General features: G+C 61.0%; 15 protein-coding genes. 7 read left to right on the top strand and 8 right to left on the bottom strand.

The window, feature by feature from the left end; genetic code table 11:
* Positions 1 to 9 precede the first annotated feature (9 nt).
* Positions 10 to 522: a CcdC protein domain-containing protein gene (locus AC50YL_RS07700; RefSeq protein ID WP_494830720.1), complete on the bottom strand. Its 513-nt coding sequence runs from the start codon at positions 520 to 522 to the stop codon at positions 10 to 12.
* A 219-nt stretch (positions 523 to 741) separates the two neighbouring features.
* Between AC50YL_RS07700 and AC50YL_RS07705 the strand changes: the two genes are divergently transcribed.
* The 3 genes from AC50YL_RS07705 (at position 742) to AC50YL_RS07715 (ending at position 3,734) form a co-directional block, all read left to right on the top strand.
* Entirely contained in the window at positions 742 to 1,920 is a 1,179-nt protein-coding gene (locus AC50YL_RS07705) for a sensor histidine kinase (RefSeq protein ID WP_494830722.1), read from the top strand.
* Positions 1,901 to 2,575 carry a response regulator gene (locus tag AC50YL_RS07710; protein WP_494830724.1) on the top strand — a complete coding sequence of 225 codons (675 nt, stop codon included), beginning with the start codon at positions 1,901 to 1,903 and terminating at the stop codon, positions 2,573 to 2,575. Before AC50YL_RS07705 ends, AC50YL_RS07710 begins: the two co-directional genes overlap by 20 nt.
* Before the next feature lie 106 nt (positions 2,576 to 2,681).
* Positions 2,682 to 3,734: an Atu2307/SP_0267 family LLM class monooxygenase gene (locus tag AC50YL_RS07715; RefSeq protein ID WP_494831197.1), complete on the top strand. Its 1,053-nt coding sequence runs from the start codon at positions 2,682 to 2,684 to the stop codon at positions 3,732 to 3,734.
* A gap of 93 nt (positions 3,735 to 3,827) precedes the next feature.
* On the opposite strand, the gene AC50YL_RS07720 is transcribed toward AC50YL_RS07715, so the two are convergent.
* Both AC50YL_RS07720 and AC50YL_RS07725 read right to left on the bottom strand, forming a co-directional pair.
* A complete protein-coding gene (locus AC50YL_RS07720; protein WP_494830726.1) occupies positions 3,828 to 4,877 on the bottom strand; it encodes a TIGR03943 family putative permease subunit in 1,050 nt (349 codons plus the stop codon).
* Between the two features lie 26 nt (positions 4,878 to 4,903).
* Positions 4,904 to 6,094 carry a permease gene (locus AC50YL_RS07725; protein ID WP_494830728.1) on the bottom strand — a complete coding sequence of 397 codons (1,191 nt, stop codon included), beginning with the start codon at positions 6,092 to 6,094 and terminating at the stop codon, positions 4,904 to 4,906.
* A 250-nt stretch (positions 6,095 to 6,344) separates the two neighbouring features.
* On the opposite strand from AC50YL_RS07725, the gene AC50YL_RS07730 reads away from it, so the two are divergent.
* The 3 genes from AC50YL_RS07730 to AC50YL_RS07740 are packed head-to-tail and all read left to right on the top strand — an operon-like array spanning position 6,345 to position 9,070.
* Positions 6,345 to 7,331, top strand: coding sequence for a metal ABC transporter solute-binding protein, Zn/Mn family (locus tag AC50YL_RS07730; protein ID WP_494830730.1), 987 nt, complete (start codon positions 6,345 to 6,347; stop codon positions 7,329 to 7,331).
* A 36-nt stretch (positions 7,332 to 7,367) separates the two neighbouring features.
* Positions 7,368 to 8,213, top strand: a complete 846-nt coding sequence (locus AC50YL_RS07735; RefSeq protein ID WP_494830732.1) for a metal ABC transporter ATP-binding protein — start codon at positions 7,368 to 7,370, stop codon at positions 8,211 to 8,213.
* Positions 8,214 to 8,245: 32 nt separating this feature from the next.
* Complete coding sequence (locus AC50YL_RS07740; RefSeq protein WP_494830734.1) at positions 8,246 to 9,070, top strand: metal ABC transporter permease; 825 nt, start codon at positions 8,246 to 8,248, stop codon at positions 9,068 to 9,070.
* A 62-nt stretch (positions 9,071 to 9,132) separates the two neighbouring features.
* Here the strand turns inward: AC50YL_RS07740 and AC50YL_RS07745 are convergent, their stop codons facing one another.
* From AC50YL_RS07745 to AC50YL_RS07765, 5 genes are all read right to left on the bottom strand, one after another.
* On the bottom strand, positions 9,133 to 10,302 hold the full coding sequence (locus tag AC50YL_RS07745; RefSeq protein WP_494831199.1) for an MFS transporter: 1,170 nt from the start codon (positions 10,300 to 10,302) through the stop codon (positions 9,133 to 9,135).
* 183 nt (positions 10,303 to 10,485) lie between these two features.
* Positions 10,486 to 10,608 (bottom strand): hypothetical protein, encoded by a 123-nt coding sequence (locus AC50YL_RS07750; RefSeq protein WP_494830736.1) that lies wholly within the window; start codon positions 10,606 to 10,608, stop codon positions 10,486 to 10,488.
* Between the two features lie 93 nt (positions 10,609 to 10,701).
* Complete coding sequence (locus AC50YL_RS07755) at positions 10,702 to 11,172, bottom strand: MarR family winged helix-turn-helix transcriptional regulator (protein ID WP_494830738.1); 471 nt, start codon at positions 11,170 to 11,172, stop codon at positions 10,702 to 10,704.
* A 126-nt stretch (positions 11,173 to 11,298) separates the two neighbouring features.
* Positions 11,299 to 11,733 (bottom strand): ester cyclase, encoded by a 435-nt coding sequence (locus AC50YL_RS07760; protein ID WP_494830740.1) that lies wholly within the window; start codon positions 11,731 to 11,733, stop codon positions 11,299 to 11,301.
* Positions 11,734 to 11,911: 178 nt separating this feature from the next.
* On the bottom strand, positions 11,912 to 12,772 hold the full coding sequence (locus AC50YL_RS07765; protein ID WP_494830742.1) for a phytanoyl-CoA dioxygenase family protein: 861 nt from the start codon (positions 12,770 to 12,772) through the stop codon (positions 11,912 to 11,914).
* A 188-nt stretch (positions 12,773 to 12,960) separates the two neighbouring features.
* On the opposite strand from AC50YL_RS07765, the gene AC50YL_RS07770 reads away from it, so the two are divergent.
* Positions 12,961 to 13,866, top strand: coding sequence for a helix-turn-helix domain-containing protein (locus AC50YL_RS07770; RefSeq protein WP_494830744.1), 906 nt, complete (start codon positions 12,961 to 12,963; stop codon positions 13,864 to 13,866).
* Positions 13,867 to 13,915: the final 49 nt, after the last annotated feature.

The following is a 13,915-nucleotide window of genomic DNA, read 5'->3' on the forward strand; positions in this document are numbered from 1 at the left end:
ATGGAGCCGTTACCTCGCGCGGACCGCCGCTTGTCCCCGCTGCCTCATGAGCAGCGCATAATAAACGACATAATAAGCGAACATGATAAGCGCGAGCCCGGATGTCCACGAGCTTCCCGCAGCGAAGAAATCGGCGCTGTTCCAGCCGCCTCCGGTCGAGTTCGCAAGCGCAAAATAGATCCGGTAGACCAGCCGGCCGACGAACAACGCCGTCACCGCGCCGCCGATCCACGCATTCCCGCGATAGTGCAGCTCGCCGCCCCGGCGCTCGAACGCGGTCATGGACGCGCCGACGATGCCGAGCGCCGCGCCGAGCAGCATGCCGAGCGCATCGGATACCATGCCGACGGCGCTCATGCCGCCTTCCGCCATGAACAATACTCCGATCGCCGCGAACAGGGCAATCCTGAACCCGAGTCTCCGCGGCCGCAGCTCGATCCATTGAAATTGGCTCCGCACCCGCCGTATAATCCGATACCCCACCAAACAAACGATCAGAATCACGATAAGCTCCTGCTGCATTGCTGCCGCCTCCTTCGTTTTCGTTGTTCAACGGCTATCATCGTACCCCGAAACGGCCTGATCCCGCGACCAACCCCGGGTAGAATCTCGCCGCCGCGCCCCTATATCCGCAGATAGAAATCGGCGGCGCGGGCCTCAACCGAATTGATTTCCGGCACTTCCCGCGGCTACAATGGAACCACAAGACAGCCGGAATCGGAGCGGAACGGGGGGATTCGAGTGGACTTGCACGATCCGCGCGCCGTCGCGCGAACGGCGGCCGGAACGGCGTTCATCTTCATCATGATGTACCTGAACGATTTCTTCGCGGGCTCCCCGCTCAAGATCGCGCTCAACGCGCTCATCTGCGCGACGTACGTCAGCCGGCTGCTGCTGCGGGATTTTTGGCGTCCCAAGCGGATGTCGGTCGCGTTCGTCCTGCTGGCCGGGCTGGAGACCGCCGCGGGCATGATCTGGTACGACGAGACGGTGCTGATTTATTTTCTCGCCGTTATTGTGCTCACGACGGCCCTCCGCCTATCCTTTGCTTCGCCGCGCGTCCCGCTGCTCGCGACGATGATTCTGATTACGGGCATTTACACGGCCTTCGGCAACGTGGACCTGCTCAGCTTCCTGTCCTTCGCATTCATATCGTTCTTCTTCTATATCAACGTCCGAAGCCGCCGCCAGCGCGACAGCATCTACGAGCAGAACAAGCAGCATCTCGCGGAGCTGCAGGCGGCCTACGCGCAGCTGCAGGAAGCATCCGTGACGTCGATGCGCAACGCGGTGCTGGACGAGCGAACCCGGATCGCCCGGGACATTCACGACGCGGTCGGACACAGCCTGACTTCGCTGGTCGTGCAGCTGCAGGCGACGCGCTACATGGTCGCCAAGGATCCGGCTCAGGCGGAACAGTCCTTGGACGGCATGCTGAGCGTGGCCCGCCAAGGGCTGCAGGACATCCGGACGTCCGTCCATTCGCTGGCGGACGACCGCTCGGTATCGGGCTTGGCGCCGCTCAAGGCGCTCCTCTCCCGGATGGAAGCGACGACTGCGATCCGCTACGCGTTCAGCGCCGAGCTTCGGGAGGAAGACGCCGGTCCGGCCGAGTACGCGCTGCTGTTCAGCGTGCTGCAGGAGGCCATTACGAATATGATCCGCCATGCCGGGGCTACGCATGTGGACGTGGCATTGAGGAAGGAATCGGGCCGGATCGCGATGCGCGTCCGAGACGACGGGGAAGCCGCGGCGGAGACCGTGCAAGAAGGATTCGGGCTGAAAATGATGCGGGCGAGGCTGGAGGAACGCGGCGGACGGCTGACCTATGGAGCCTTGAAGCCGCGCGGGTTCGAAATTACCGCGGAGCTGCCCGCCGGCTCCGGAACGGAGGATAACGATGCCGACAACGGAAGGTAAGATCAAGGTGCTGCTGGCGGACGACCAGAAAATGATCCGGCAGGGGTTCGGCTACGTCATCGGCCTGCAGGGCGACATGACGCTGGCCGGCGAAGCGGCCGACGGCAAGGAAGCGGTCGAGCAGGCCTTGGCGCTCCGGCCGGATATCGTCCTGATGGACATCCAGATGCCGGGCATGACGGGCATCGAAGCTTCGAAGCTGATCGTCAGGCAGCTGCCCGAGACGAAAATCGTCATCCTGACGACTTTTAACGATCCGGACTATATCTACGAGGTCATTCGCTCGGGAGCCGTCGGTTATCTGCTGAAAGACGCGGACGTGGAGGACATGCTGGGCGCGGTCCGTTCCGCCTATCGCGGCGAAGCCGTCTACCGCACGGACCTGGCGGCCGATGCGCTCTCGCGGGCGGTCTCCTCCGGCTGCCTCATTCCGCGGTCGGACGCGGAACCGGCGCTGCTGGAGCCGCTGACGGAGCGCGAACAGGAGATCTTGCAGGAGATGGCGTACGGCCTGCGCAACGACCGCATCGCCCAGAAGCTGTTCATCGGCGAGGGCACGGTCAAATCCCACGTCCACCGGATATTGCAAAAATTCGGCTGCGAGGACCGGACGCAGGTCGTGGTGACGGCGCTGCGGCACGGCATGGTGAAGTAACTTTCCGACCGGAAATTAACTTACTTATATTGAGAAACTATCATATATTTAGTACACTGGAGAAAAAGAAGGAGGCGCATTCCCTATGGCCGATTTGGCAAAGCCGATGGAGATCGGAATCAGTACGTTTCTGGAAACAACGCCCGACCCGGACACGGGAGCGGTCATCAGCCATGCCGAGCGGCTGCGGCAGGCCGTGGAGGAGATCGTCGTCGCCGACGGCGCCGGCTTGGACGTGTACGGCATCGGGGAGCATCACCGTCCGGATTACGCGGGCACCGCGCCCGCCGTGGTGCTCGCGGCGGCGGCCGGCATGACGAAGCGCATCCGGCTCACGAGCGCCGTGACCGTGCTGTCCTCGGACGACCCGGTGCGCGTCTATCAGGCCTTCTCTACCTTGGACGGGATATCGAACGGGCGGGCCGAAATCATGGCGGGCCGGGGCTCGTTCATCGAATCGTTCCCGTTGTTCGGCTACGGTCTGGAAGACTACGACGAGCTGTTCGAGGAGAAGCTCGAGCTGCTGCTCGCGATCCGCGCCTCGGAGAAAGTCAGCTGGCGCGGCGGCCATCGCCCCGCGATCGACAATCTCGGCGTCTACCCGCGGCCCGTTCAGGACCCGTTGCCCGTATGGATCGCGAGCGGCGGGAACGCCCAATCCGCGGTCCGCGCAGGCCTGCTCGGCTTGCCGATCGCCTTTGCCATCATCGGCGGCATGCCGGAGAAATTCGCGCCGCTCGTCGACCTGTACAAGCGCGCGGCCGCGCAGGCCGGACATGATCCCGAGCAGCTGCAGATCGCCACGCACTCTCACGGCTTCGTCGGCGACGACCGCGAAGCGACGGCGGATTCGTTCTTCAAGCCGACGCGGGACCAGATGAACAAGATCGGCCGCGAGCGGGGCTGGAACCAGCCGTACACGCGCGTCACGTACGACGAAGCCCGCAGCCTTCGCGGCGCCCTCTACCTCGGCGATCCCGAATACGTCGCGGAGAAGATCGTGCTGCTGCGCAAGAATTTGGGCATCACCCGCTTCTTCCTGCACGTGAACGTCGGCACGATGCCGCACAAGGACGTGCTGCGCGCCATCGAGCTGCTCGGCACGAAGGTCAAGCCGCTGGTGCTGGCCGAGCTTGCGCGGGTCGAAGGAACCAAGTAACGATGAAGGGCCGACCCGTCGATCGACGAATCGGTCCTTTTTTGCGCCAGTTCGGCGCAGCATTTCGCCGCGGCTCCTTTCCCCGGTGCCGCTTTACTTCGCCAATTGCAAAATATCGCCGTTGAACGGATAGACGTACGGATCCTTCGGCGCCTTGATCTTCGCCAGATTGTCGGCCGTGATCCGCAGAATGACGTTCCCGCCGTACGTCGTCTTCCCGATGGTCCCCGTCACGCGAACCCACGTATCCTCCTTCAGCCCGGCATCCGGCGATTCCACGAGAAAACCGTATGGCACCGAGTCTGCCGAGCAGCAGGTCATGGCAAGCCGGGAGACGATGAATTGGTTCGGTTTCATATCCGGCTCGCGGTATACGAACCCGCTGACGTCGAGCGTCTTGCCCTGAAAATTGTCCATGTACATGCTCAGCGTCGTCGCCACCTCGAGAAACCCCTCCGCTTCGACCCGAATAAGCTCCCGCTTGTACAGCCGAATGCCCAGTTTGGAAAAATCCTCGCTGTATTCGTCATACGGGAACAACCGCTGCAGCTTGGCGTCCTCGCTTTGAAAGCCTGCGCCGTTATTCGCGGGTGACGCGCCGTCCGAAGACGCCGACGATGTCGTCGGCGAATTGGCGGTCTGCCCTGCCGCCGGTTGTCCGGTCGTCGCGCTGCCGTCTGCTCCCGCTACGGCTGCCATCGACGGTGCCGCGCCGTCCGATGCGGGCGGAGCTTTCGACGCGTTGACTGCCTCGGCAGCGTTCAGGTGCATGCCTTTGACCGCCACCACATCGCTTCCCATAGCCTTATCCGGCAGCGCGAATCCGAATGCTAGCGGCAAGGCGAACAGGCCGTACAGCACGAGATTCCGCCACTTCGACCGCGATGGCGCATGGTCGCAGTCGCAATCGTCCGGCTCATCCTTCCAGCCGAACCCCAGCTGCAGCGCCTCGTAGACGAAGTAAACCGCCAGCACGAACAGCCCGAGCGCGGCCAGTTTCAGGTAGATCATCATGCGCGGGGCGATGTAATACTGCAGGCTGCCGCTCTTGGCCAGGTGAACGATGTAGACGGTAAATCCGCCGAGCAGCAGCCCGCGGAAGCCGTAATGCCGCGCGAGCCTTTTGTTCTCCATGGTCGACATGCACGTATCCACTCCTTATCGATCATTTACAAGCCGTATGCCTGCGCTAGGATTACGGAACCGGCCAGGACGGCCGCGCTCGCGAGCAGCGCGACGAGAACGACGAATCTCGCCTTGAACGCCGTCAACAGCATGAGGAGCCCTTTCAGATTCATCATCGGGCCGAATACGAGGAAGGCGAGCAATGAGCCAGCCGAGAACGTGTTTGCGAACGAAGAAGCGACGAACGCATCCGAGGTCGAGCATGACGAGAGCACGAAGGCGAAGCCCATCATGAACAGATGGGATTCCCAGCCGCTTTGGCCGATGCCGGCCAGCTCCGCCCGGGGCAGGAAAGCTTGGACCCCCGCCGCGATCGCCGCTCCGAAGATGAGGTAACCGCCCATATCGTACAGTTCGCCGCCGGCATGATTCAGGACCCCGAAGAATCGATTGCGTTTGTGACCATGATGATTGTGGTTATGGTTATGGTTATGGTTGTGATTGTGGTTGTGGTTGTGGTTGCGGCTAGCTCGGTGAGCAGGATCGTGGTGCCGGTGCTGAATAGGATCGTGATGGCGGTGCGCGGAACCATCGCCGCGGTCATGGCTGCGGTGAAGAACCGCCTCGCCATGCTCCCTTTGGTTCGTACCCGCGGCGGCCCCGCCCCGCGAACCGCTCCGCAGCTGATCGCCCCGGACCAGGAAATACACGGACAGCCCGACGGCGAGCCCCACGCCCAAGGCAAGTCCCATTCTCCCGTACAGCAGCTCGGGCCGCGTCCGGAAAGCCGTGTACGTAGCGCCGTACACGACCGGGTTCACGATCGGCCCCACCAATATGAAGACGATGCCGGCGTACAAGGGCATGCCTTTGGCGATCAGCCGGCGCACGATCGGAATCAGCCCGCATTCGCATACCGGAAACACGATGCCGAGCAAGCAGGCGACCGCGATGCCGAGCAGCGGATTGCGGGGAATGACCTTGCCGATCCAGCCCTCGGGAAGAAATTCGTGCATCAGCGAAGAGACGAAGACGCTGAGCAGGATGAACGGCAGCGCCTCCAGCACGATGCCGACGAACATCGTCTTGAACGTGCCCAGGCCGGACAGGTCGGGGAAAGCCAGGCTTTCAAGCAGCTCGGGCTTCAGGAACGCAATCAATACGGCGCCGAAAATAAAGCCGAACACAAGGTTGACTCTCCAATGCGACCGCCGTTCGCGAACTTCCGTATTCATGATTCCGACACCTCCACCGCAGTTGGCGCATCCATCGTTTCACGCTCTCGCATTCGACTTTAATAGTAAATATTACTAATATAAGTCTACTATATCAGTCTATCCCGAAGCGCGTCAAACCATCGGCGACAGAAAATTAAATGTAATTTTTACGAAAAGAGGTTGACGACAGAGAATTCGCCAGCCTATAATGGCAACATGTTTTAAATCGTAATTATTACTATTATGGAATAGGGAGAGATTGACCGCGATGCATACACGTCCGTTGAAGAAGATTGGGAAGATAGGCACGACCGCGATCCTGCTGGGTTCGCTCCTTGTTCTGGCAAGCGCCTGCGGCAACGGCAATACCGGCAATAACAGCGCCAGCAGTACTAGCAATACAAGCAGCAACAATAATAGTACGAACAGCAATAATAGCGCGGCAGCAGCCGGGGGCGGCAAGATCGCCGTCGTCGCCGCGGAGAATTTCTACGGCGAGGTCGCCGAAGCCGTCGGCGGCGATTACGTCGACGTCACGTCCCTGCTCACGAGCCCGGATGCCGATCCGCATGATTACGAGCCGACGCCGGACGCGTCCAAGGCCGTCGACGGCGCCGCCGTCGTGATCTTCAACGGCATCGGCTACGACGAATGGATGCAGAAGCTGATCGACGCCTCCGGCAAAGCCGCCGACAAAACGGTCGTGCGGGTCGCGAGCGACGTCATGGCACATCAGGACGGCGACAACGAGCATGTCTGGTACAACCCGGCAACGATGGGGAAATACGCGGATTATCTGGCCGACCGGCTCGGCAAGCTGGACCCGGACCACAAGCAGGCCTTTGCCGATCAAGCGTCCGACTACAAGCAGTCCCTTGCCCCGCTGACCGAAGCCGTCGCTTCCTTGAAGCAGGCCGACCCGCTCCCCGTCGCCGCGTCCGAGCCCGTGTTCGACTACATGGCGCAGGCGCTCAACCTGAAGATCACCGACGGGAAGTTCGAGCTGGCCGCCGAAGAAGAGACCGATCCGGCGCCGCAGGACGTCGCCCGGCTGGAGAACGATATCAAAGCGAAGAACATCCGGTTCTTCGTCAACAATACGCAGGCGACGAGCCAAACCGTGCAAAATCTCGTCGACCTCGCGAAGGAGAACGGCGTCCCCGTCATCGAAGTGACCGAGACCCTGCCCTCCGGCAAAAACTACCTGACGTGGATGACGGACATCCTCGATCAAATCAAAGCCGCGCTCGGCTGATCCGCCGCGCCGGCCGCTCCCGAAAGGATGGTTGCCATGAATCCGTCAGCCCTACCCTCTGCCGCGCAGGCCTCCCCCAGGACGGAACGCGCGCCGAATACCGCATCCGCCGCGCTGATCGCGCAGCATATCGACGTTCATCTAGGCGGCCGTTCGATCCTGAACGACGTTTCGTTTCACGTGGACCCGGGCGAATTCATGGGCATCCTCGGGCCCAACGGCGCGGGCAAAACCACCTTGTTCCGCGTCCTGCTGCAGCTGATCAAGCCGCAGTCCGGCAGCATCGTCTTCCCCCGTCCCGTCGAAGCCGGGCATACCGCGATCGGCTATGTTCCGCAGTCGAGGCAGATCGATCCCGAGCTGCCCATGCATGCCTGGGATTTCGTCGCGCTCGGCCTGCCGCATGCCGTCCGTCCCTGGTTGAACCGCAGGGACCGGGCGTCCGTGCAGGATGCGCTCGCTCTCGCGGGCGCGGAGCATCTGACGCGCAAATCGATCGGCCGGCTCTCCGGCGGGGAGAAGCAGCGCGTCTTCCTCGCCCAGGCGCTCGTCCGTAACCCGCATCTGCTGCTGCTCGACGAGCCGACGTCCAATCTGGATCCCGGCGCGCAGGAGGAGATGGCCGCGGTCATCGACCGCGTCCGCCGCGAACGGAATATCGCCGTGCTGCTGATCAGCCATGACGTGAACCTCGTCAACCGCTACGCGGACCGCATTCTCTATCTGACGCCGCGGCACTATGCGGTCGGAACCGTGGACGAAGTCATGCAGACCTCCGTGCTGCAGCGGCTCTACGGCAGCTCGGTCGACGTGCTGCGCGTGGAAGGCAAGCTGCTCGTGACGATATCGAGCGACCCCGTTCACGCGATTTGCCGGCATTAATCATAAACGCCGTTAACGAAAGGAGGAGGGCCATGCTTCACTATGCTTTCATGCAGCACGCTTTTCTCGCGGGCACCCTCGTGGCGATCATGTCCGGCGCGATCGGCGTGTTCGTCATCGCCCGCAACCTGTCCTTCATCGCGCATACGTTCTCGCATATCGGCTTCTCCGGCGCCGCCTTCTCCGTATTCGCCGGCTGGAATCCCATCGGCGGACTGCTGCTCTTCTCGATCGCCAGCGCATTCGCCATCGGCGGCTTCGGGGTCAAGCTGTTCCGCAGGGAAGTGACGATCAGCGTCATGCTCAGCCTTTTTCTCGGGCTGGGTTTGCTCTTTCTCTCCTTGTCCGCGAAAAAGGCGACGGCGATGACGGCGCTGCTGTTCGGCAGCGTCGTCGGCATCAGCCGGGACAACGTGATCGAGATCGTCTGCTTGTCGGCCGCGGTGCTGGTCGTCTTCGCGCTCTTCTACAAGCCGCTCAAATTCGACTCCTTCGATCCCGCAGGCGCGCAGGCGGCGCGCTTGCCGGTGCGCCTGCTGTCCATCGGCTTCCTGCTGCTGCTCGCGGTCGCCGTCTCCGAGGCGATCCTGATCGTCGGCGCCCTGCTCGTGTTCACGCTCTTGACCGCCCCGGCCGCGGCCGCGCGGCATATGACGCATTCCGTGGCGCGCATGATGCTCTGGTCCGTCGCCTTCGGCGTGCTCGGCGTCTGGGGCGGACTCGTGCTCAGCTATTACACGAACGCGCCCGTGAGCTTCTACATCACGGCGCTGGAGACCTTGTTTTACTTCGGCGCGTTGTCGTGGGGCCGGTTGCGGGAGCGGCGGTCGGCGGAGCCCGCGGCGAGCCGGGCTTAACGGGAAAAGCCGGTCGTCCCTTGGCGGAGGGATGGCCGGCTTTTCCTTATTCCATGCGTGAATCAACCGCGCGAACGATCTAAACGGTAACTGATAAAGGTGAGCAAAGATGCAGCGATCGCAATAATCCCCCCGACCCAAGACACGGCGATGAGTTCCATGTGCGTCTCGACCAATCCCCCGACCGCCGATCCTAACGCGATGCCCACGTTTATGGATACGGGCGTCAACGATGAAGCCAAATCCTTCGCGGACGGAAAATGCTTAGCGGCCAGATCGATGAAATACAATTGCAGGGTAGAATTCATCGTATACACGCCAAGCGCTATAAAGGAGATGCTTATCAATGCCGCGGAAATCGAGTGGGATGTCGCAAAAAGCGAGGCGAGAATCGCGGCTTGAATAAGGAACACGTACCGTAGCTTTCCGATCCCGTCGCGGACGGCCAGCTTACCGCCGATTAACGTGCTGAAGATGGATACGACCCCGTAAAGCAGGAACACAAGACTGATCGATCGTTCCGGGACAAGGAGTACGTCTTGCAGCAAAGGCGTCAGATACGTATATACGGTGTAGGTCGCGCCGATGCTGAGCGCCGGGATAAAGAAGGCCAAGATAATACGCGGATTTGTTAATAATCCGATTTGTTTATCGAATGAGCTCTCCGTTCCCTTTAAACCCCTGGGGATTGTCGCCGAACTTGAAACCAGCGAAACGACTCCCAGACAGGCGGTGAACCAAAACGCCATCTGCCAGCCGCCCCATTGTCCGATAGAGGTGCCAAGGGGTACCCCGATTACGCTGGCTATCGTAAAGCCCGCAAAGATGACGGAAACGACCGCGCCCCTCTTGCCCGCAGGCACGGTTTCGCTGGCAACCGTCATGGCAAGCGCGATCAATAAACCCGTCACGACGGCGGTAATCATCCTGGATAGCAGAAGCAGCGCATACGATGCCGATAACGCGGTTAGGATATTGCCGGCAATGAACACCGCGGTCAAGGCAAGCATGAGCGGATATTTAGGGAATCGGCTGAAAGCCGCCGTCAAGACCGGCGTACCGATCGCGAAGGAGATGGCGAAGATCGATACCAAGGTTCCTGCCGTTGAAATCGCGATATGCAGGTCGGCCGACACGGCGCTCAGCAGCCCGACTATGACGAATTCACTCGTCCCCAGGACGAAGGTCAATAAAAAAAAATTCAAAACCAGAAGCTTATGCTGTCTCGTCAAAGCCGAATCTCCCATTCCGTTGTACTTCGTCATGTCAGAGCTTAGACTTGAACTGCGCCTCCCTGCATGAACAGTTCTATTCTTTCCTCGACTTTGCCGATTATGACGATCCGTTACAGAATGTGGACTTGAGAGAAAGCCGGTCGTCCCCATGATAGCGGGAAGGACCGGCTTTCGGCATGTTCATATGGATTCCAAGCCGACCGCCCGATCGGAATACGCGACACCAAGCGGCACCAGCGTGCAAGCCGCCACGGTCAAGACCGCATTCAGCAGCAGTCTCGCAACCGGCAACCACCAGCTCATCGACGGTCGCCCGACGAGAATTCCCGTTCCTTGTCCATCATCGAATCTTGTGTGTCTACATCCCCCAAGAATGTGACCGAACCTCCCTATTCTTCACCACACCGGCCGAAACGCTCCTGCCCTCGCGTTGGGGAACGCGCCGGCCAGCTTCCGCATATCCAAGCGAAGCGCCTGGATTCGCTCCTCCCCTAGGACATCCGCCCAGCGCCGCTCGATCGACGCGAAGATCCGTTCCGTCGCTTCGATGCACCGCCAGCCGCGTTCCGTCAGCACGACCAGCTTTCCCCGCCGGTCGGACGGATGGGCTTCCCTGTTCACGTAGCCGTTCGCCTCCAAATAATCGATCGTCAGGCTGGCCGCTTGCTTCGTGATGCCCAGATGCTCCGCCAATTCGTTGCCCGTGGCGCCGCCGTGGGAAATGCGCTGGAACACGAAGCCGTGGGCGGGCCGAACGTCGTCGAACCCAAGCTTCGCCAATTCCGCATGCAGCTCCTCGACGGCCAAGCGAAACGCCGTTGCGAAGAGAATCGTGAGTTCATATCCCGCTGCTTCTTCCTCTGCCATTGTCTATGTCCCCCTGACCGGATAAGCCCTGCAAGATCATCTCCACTAGTTTACCAGAAATCGCGAAAGGCCGCCCTTTCGAGGACGGCCTTTCATGACTTCGGCAATCGGCGGGGACCTAAGGCGCTACCGTTTGACGGGGCAGGCCGGCTGCTGATGGAGCTCGGCTCCGATCTGGCGGAGCAGCGAGGCGGTATCGAATAACGCCCAATGCTCGGCGATTTTGCCGCCGGCGATCCGATATTCGCGATACAGCTTCACGCGCACGGACCGATGGGTCGCCGCCGTTCCCCTGAAATCGCCTGCGTGGGTTCCCGTCATCCCCAGCCTTGCGACGACGCGGTCGCCCTGCGCCACGATGCTCTCCACGGCGGAGATCTGATCCGGGAATGCCGCATGCAGGACGCGGGCCATGCGTTCCAATCCCTCCGCGTCGTTGGGGTCGTACGCATGATCGACGTAATCTTCCGCGAGATAGTCCGCCCTGCATTCGAAATGCCCCTCGTTCCAGAAACGCTGAATAAACGCCTGCACGATGTCGATGTTGTCCTTCGCGATCATTGGCTTCATCCTCCGATTGATCATGTAGTCAATTAAGTTGACTACTTAAGTATACCTGCCTCAAGCATTTAGTCAAGTTAATTGACTACACGAAACCGAAAAGCGCCGGCATGCTTGGCTGCATACCGGCACTTCTTCTGCTTTTCTACTACTATAGGATACGAATGATTAATCGCGTTTATTTCACGCCCGGCGCGCCGTACAGCACCGGAAACGCGTCGCCGTCGAAGATTTCCCCGTCCCGGCCCTGCATGAACCGCGCGTTGAAATGCAGGTCTCCCTTCGGACTCCGCGCATACCGGGTTTCCCCCGTCATCAGATGAACCGCCATGGAGCGGCGGGCGTCGTCCGTCGCGTTGGGACCGCTGCCGTGAATGGTCAGCGCGTGGTGAAAGCTGACTTGCCCGGCTTTCATCACGATCGGCACCGTCGTGAACTGCTCGTGCTCCGGAATGTCCATGTCCGCCTGCTGCCGCTCGATGTTCTGCTCGAAGAAATCGCTCATCTTGAGCAGTCCCCATCGATGGCTGCGCGGCACCATCTGCATGCACCCGTTCGAGAGGTCCACGTCCGTAAATGCGACCCATGCCGTGATCAGCGTCGGCTCCTTCGCGCACTGCCAGTAGGAGAAGTCCTGATGCCAGCCGACGTTCGCCGTCTCGCGGCCCGGCCCTCTGCCCGGCTTATACAGCAGCTGGTCATGCCAGAGCCGGATCGTATCCGCATGCATCAACCTGCCCGCGATGGCTCCGATCGTCGGGTCCGTAGCCACGCCCCGCAGCACGGAGTCGCTCCAATGCGAATTGTCGGTCTTGCGCAGGGCGCGCGGATTGTCCGCGCCTTCCAGCCAATTGCAGATCGGCGCGCGTCCCGTCTCGAACTCCGCGCGATAGATCCGGTCCTGATGCTCCTTGATCGCCGCCAGCTCCTCCTCCGAGAAGACCGCCGGGGACACCCAATAGCCGTTCCGGTCGAAAAATTCCACATCCTCTTGCGTTGGCAAACAGGCGTTATTCACTTGTTTTTGCAGCGTCGTCATAAGATCCACCTCAACCCTTCGTCTCTAATATCGTTGTCTTCTGATTATCATTTTAGATGCCGAAGAAGCAGGCGTCTTTGCCCGCCGCAGGCATGAATTTAAAGATTATGATCATCTTGTTCCCTTTCAAACCCCCTTGCCGAACGGTATACTGAAAGCAATCGAACCCACCGGGAGGCCGAGCGCATATGACCCTGCCGAGCAAACCGCCCTACTTCGACCATGCGCCGAACCGGCCGCGCCGCATCGAGAACGAGCTGGAATTTCGGGCGGAGCTGCCCTTCGACGCGCAGGCGAGCAATCTCTGCTACATCGGCGAGCAGCTGATGCCGAACTGGGCGACCGCGTCGCATTACCACGACCATTTCGAGCTGTGCTATTTGGAAGAAGGCCACGGCCAGTATCAGATCGACAAGACGCTTTACCGCATTGATGCCGGGGACCTGTGGCTGACCAAGCCGGGCGAGACGCATTACGGGCTGGCCGGCAGGGACGCGCCGTTCCGCCTGCTCTACATGGGGTTCAGGCTGGAGTGGATGAAGGCGCTGCAGCCGGATTTCTACCAGCTCGGCGCAGGCCGCGTCGTCCCGGACGAGGACGGGACGGTCCGCTGGATCCTGCAGCGCCTGCTGCGCGAAGTACGCATGCGTCCCAGGCTCAGCTTCCACATGGCGGAAGGGCTGCTCCTGCAGCTGCTCGTGACGGTCTCGCGGCTCTTCCACGATTTCGCGCAGCGAAACGACGCGCCGCCGAGTCCGCTTGGCGGCGCGGTCATCGAAGTGATGAACCGGCTGCACGGCGAAATCCGGTACGACCATGACATCGAGGCGATCGCGCGGTCCATCCCGATCAGCCGCTCCCACCTCGCCCGCGAGTTCCGCTCCGCGATCGGCATGCCGGTCGGCGAGTACATGCGCAGCCTGTGCCTCGACAAAGCCAAATTCGAGCTGCGCGCCACGGACAAGCCGGTCACCCAAATCGCCGAGGAGCTGCGCTTCTCGTCCATTCATACGTTCAGCATCTTCTTCAAACGGTTCACGGGGCGCACGCCGACGGACTACCGCAAACAAGCCGTCCGCGATAACCGTACCTGACCGAAACCGCCGGACCATCATCGCCATCAAGCAAGCCAAGGAGGCTGAT

This window comes from Paenibacillus sp. J22P277, from assembly GCF_059383675.1.